The sequence below is a fragment of the Candidatus Electrothrix sp. genome (genome assembly GCF_052785085.1).
Map to the genome: position 1 here is coordinate 1 of NZ_JALAAI010000204.1, position 3,816 is coordinate 3,816.

Below are 3,816 nucleotides of genomic sequence, written 5' to 3' on the forward strand. Positions count from 1 at the left end.
TTATCTATTTTTCGCAACTCTTCTCTGGATAGGTGCATGCGAACTCAGAACGTGGATAGATCTCGTAAAAAACGTTGTGACCCTTAAACTATCGTGATCTTCTTTTTTTGTCCAATCTTTTTTTGTGTGGAATGAGGGGGGTGAACGGTTACCCTGAAAATGATGGCTGAGGTATCTATGCTCAAATTCAATTATGAGAAACTACCAGCTGCCTGGTTCGCCGCCAGAGCAGGTAAGGCAGAGAAAGAAGAAAAGGTGGAAGTCCCGTTGTTTCAGTACGTCAGAACCCAGACCGTCAAAGCTTCGGCAACTCCTGCCTATCAGATTGATGTGCTGGGGAAAGAAGCGGGTGAGGAACGGGTGTGGCTTTGCGAATGTAAGTATACCCGCCAGGCTATGGGGATTGCTCAGGTCAACAAGTTGGAGGCTGCGGCAGAGATCTTTCGCCAGCAACAGGCTGAAGAAGGGGCGCCTGTGCCGGAGGTTCGTTTCTGGCTGATTTCCACTGGTGGCTTTACTGAGGAGGTTAAGGAAGTTGTCCAGAGTCGGGAGGATATGTATGCATCGGATTATGAGGGCATCAATAATATCTTCAAGGCCTTTGGAGGGAATTATTCTATTCCATTGTTTGTGAAGGATGATCAGGAGTAGCACTGGATGGCATTCCCGTAACGCCCCGCCTTTTTGGGTACCAGACCGCGCGAAATCCTGAAAAAGTACTGGGCTTGACCGAGGAACAAAGCCAGTTGGTGCGGATTGTAAAGTAGAGGGCGCAGGAGGCGTAAGCAAACTGTGGCGTCCATAGGTCAATACGCACCTCGCTGAATTGAAAATGCTCTGCGATCAATCCCATGTCGTCTGAACAAAGGAGCAAGCTCGGATTTTTTCGTCCTTGGTTACCAAGGGCATACCTGTGGAAAGTGCTGTGGCCACAATAATCCGGTCTGCCGGGTCGGCATGAAATGCTCCGGGCAGGTCAACAGAGCGAAGAGCGATGGTATTGTCCATCGGTATAAAGCGGATAAAGGGGAGGCTTTCGGTTTTGCGAATCCAGTCCCGTACATTTATGGACAGCGTCAGTCTTCCTTTGGCAACAAGCAGGGCAATTTCCCAGGTGGAGATGGAGGAAAGGAGAATGGTATTTTCCTGCATTGCCTGCTCTATGGCAGCAGCGGCACCAACTCCAAGTTTTTCCGGATTGCTGATCCACCAGATCCAGGCATGGGTGTCCAGAATAATCATTTTTTCAATACGTCCCAGTCATCCAGAGCCACCGGTTCCAGAGGATCGTCATAACGGAGCACAGAATTACGCAGTTCTGCCAACACGGTCTGTGGTTTGTTCTGGAACGGGGATATCTTCAGGACTGGTTTCCCGTGATCCGTGATGATCAGCTCCTGGCCTTTTTCCTGTATTTCTCGGAAATATTTGAGGGCTTGAGGTTTAAAGCGTGATTTGGAAACAGTTTCCGGCATGGTTTGGCTCCTTCTTGTTTTTATATTATGACTATGGTAGCATGGTCATGTTTTCTGATCAAGGAATTTCCCGGCCATTGGTTGAGCATTTGGAGCTGGATGCAGATCTGGATTCAAAGCAGGACGGCTGATCCACCATTGCACGAGAGAGGTATCTGCTCTTGATTTGCAGGAGGATAATGGAGATGGCATTCCCGCAACGCCCTTTTTGATCTCCTGCCATTGCCGCCCTGATGCTCCCAACTCCAGCAAGGTAACAAAGACCGGTTGCTCACCCGACCAATACCGGTATTTGTGATATCGCAAAAGACAAATTCTTAGATTTTCCTTGCGCCACAACGAAATTTACTATCTTCAAACCCTTTTTCCACAACTTTCAACCGCTCAATATACATTAAAAACTTGATAATCCCCTCTACATAATCTAAGCTTACCAATTTGACATAGCGAGCACGAAATCAGCTGATTCAGGGGATTGCTGCCGTCCCTTGTACATCAACGAAAGCCTTAACGAATAATCCCTTACCAACCGGGTAAATCCTCAAGGAGAGAACTGCAACATGCCGAACAATAAAGCCAATACAAGCAGTGATATATTAAAATCGTTTTTTCACCGATCAGAAAAGGGATTTTTTCGAGTGCGCGAAATGCGGGATCTCTTCACTCCTGATGAGAGATCCCAATTAAAGCTTACAAAACGCTCTAATCAGACACAGGTTCTTGATGCATTGGGGACTCTTAGGTCTCCATATAGTACTCTCAAAAAAGGAAGTAGTTATTTCATCGTAAACAAACCTCCACAAGATGCTTTGTTGGAGTACATTGTACAGACTTCAGGAAAAACCATTGGTGAGATAGCGAATGCCTTTCCTTTGAAACAGGAGGATTTGATCAAGGAAGCCAATAAGCTGGTTGAGCAGGGAACGGTTACACTCCAGATACAACCAAAGCAAAAGATCCAACTTCGTTCCATTGAGCTGCATTTCCATCTTGATGAGCAACAAAGTCAGCCTGCCGAGTCAGCATCCACCAGCAGCAATCCTGGCAACATTGGCGGGGACGATCCAGTGCAAGCCTTCAAGGCCGCCTATGACCATGCAAATCCTGGCAGTCATTTCGTTAAAATATTTAAAATCCGCCAGCATCTCGGCCTGCCAAGAGAAGAATTTGACAATCTGCTGAAAACCTTGGCCAACGAAGAGCATATCACCCTGAATATGGGAAACCCAGGCAAGTTAACCCGTGAAGAAGTGCAGGATTCGTTTCAGGATGAATACGGCGACCTATATATTACAGTGACGTGGAGATGATTATGCAAGTTGATCCAGCTATTCGGGAACGCCTCCAGGAAAATAATCCCTTCTCCTTCAGTGCTGCTGGTGATCCAAGGGAAAATGAATATCCAGACGTAGAAGGAGTGGATCAAACTGTCACCCGCTCCATTATGCAACTGATAGAACAAAAGCAGAAAAATCCAGGAACCCCGCGTGCCGCAGCAGTCCTCGGTGAAACCGGCAGCGGTAAAACCCATATGATCGGACGGTTGATTCGTGCTGGTTCCAAGGGCAAGCCCGCTTTTTCCTTTGCCTATATCCGACCTTTCATTGATCCCAATCGTGGTTTTCGTTACCTGCTCAAAGAAATCGTCAGTAATCTGAACAGCAAATCCTTTGTAAGGGATGAATACAGTCAGATTGAATATGTTTGCGGAAAGATACTGACCCATGTACTGATTGAGACAGCCCGACGTTCTTCTGACAAGAAAGTGGATAGTATCGCCAAAAAATGCCAGGAAGACCCGGTACAGGCCCTTAAGTTACAAATGAAGCCCAAAACCCGAGAAGCAGTATGTCGCTTCACAAAAAAATTCCTCAAGGAAAGCCATGATGAACTGAATGCATCGTTTCTCCATGTGCTTCTGCAATACTTTTTTTATGAGGAAAAACGGAGTGCTGCTCGCCGATGGCTCATGGGCAAGGCTATTGATCAGGAGGATTGCACAATCCTTGAGGTTGAGGATTACCGTTCCAAGCAAACTCCAGAGGCCCTGGAAGATGAGGCCCACCAAATACTCCTTTCTCTGGATCTTATTCTGGATCATTATGGCGATCGTCCCTTGATTGTCTTCTTTGATCAGTTAGAAAACCTGACAACTAAGGAACAGCTGGAAAAATTCAACCAGTTACTGTGTAACCGTTCACCCCCCTCATTCCACACAAAAAAAGATTGGACAAAAAAAGAAGATCACGATAGTTTAAGGGTCACAACGTTTTTTACGAGATCTATCCACGTTCTGAGTTCGCATGCACCTATCCAGAGAAGAGTTGCGAAAAATAGATAA

At 46.4% G+C, this 3,816-nt stretch carries 6 protein-coding genes; 3 read left to right on the top strand and 3 right to left on the bottom strand.

Features of this window, described 5'->3' with window-relative positions; genetic code table 11:
- The first annotated feature begins 177 nt into the window (after window positions 1-177).
- Entirely contained in the window at window positions 178-651 is a 474-nt protein-coding gene (locus L2082_RS18795) for a hypothetical protein (protein WP_446011008.1), read from the top strand.
- A 192-nt stretch (window positions 652-843) separates the two neighbouring features.
- Here the strand turns inward: L2082_RS18795 and L2082_RS18800 are convergent, their stop codons facing one another.
- Genes L2082_RS18800 through L2082_RS18810 form a run of 3 tightly spaced genes read right to left on the bottom strand, consistent with a single transcriptional unit; the run spans window position 844 to window position 1,781 of the window.
- A complete protein-coding gene (locus L2082_RS18800) occupies window positions 844-1,242 on the bottom strand; it encodes a type II toxin-antitoxin system VapC family toxin (protein ID WP_446011007.1) in 399 nt (132 codons plus the stop codon).
- A complete protein-coding gene (locus tag L2082_RS18805; RefSeq protein WP_446011006.1) occupies window positions 1,239-1,475 on the bottom strand; it encodes a type II toxin-antitoxin system Phd/YefM family antitoxin in 237 nt (78 codons plus the stop codon). Before L2082_RS18805 ends, L2082_RS18800 begins: the two co-directional genes overlap by 4 nt.
- Before the next feature lie 45 nt (window positions 1,476-1,520).
- Entirely contained in the window at window positions 1,521-1,781 is a 261-nt protein-coding gene (locus L2082_RS18810) for a hypothetical protein (protein ID WP_446011005.1), read from the bottom strand.
- Between the two features lie 506 nt (window positions 1,782-2,287).
- Here L2082_RS18810 and L2082_RS18815 point away from each other — a divergent pair.
- Together L2082_RS18815 and L2082_RS18820 are read left to right on the top strand one after the other, a co-directional pair.
- Window positions 2,288-2,785 carry a hypothetical protein gene (locus L2082_RS18815; protein ID WP_446011004.1) on the top strand — a complete coding sequence of 166 codons (498 nt, stop codon included), beginning with the start codon at window positions 2,288-2,290 and terminating at the stop codon, window positions 2,783-2,785.
- Window positions 2,786-2,787: 2 nt separating this feature from the next.
- Window positions 2,788-3,816, top strand: a complete 1,029-nt coding sequence (locus L2082_RS18820; RefSeq protein ID WP_446012155.1) for a P-loop NTPase fold protein — start codon at window positions 2,788-2,790, stop codon at window positions 3,814-3,816.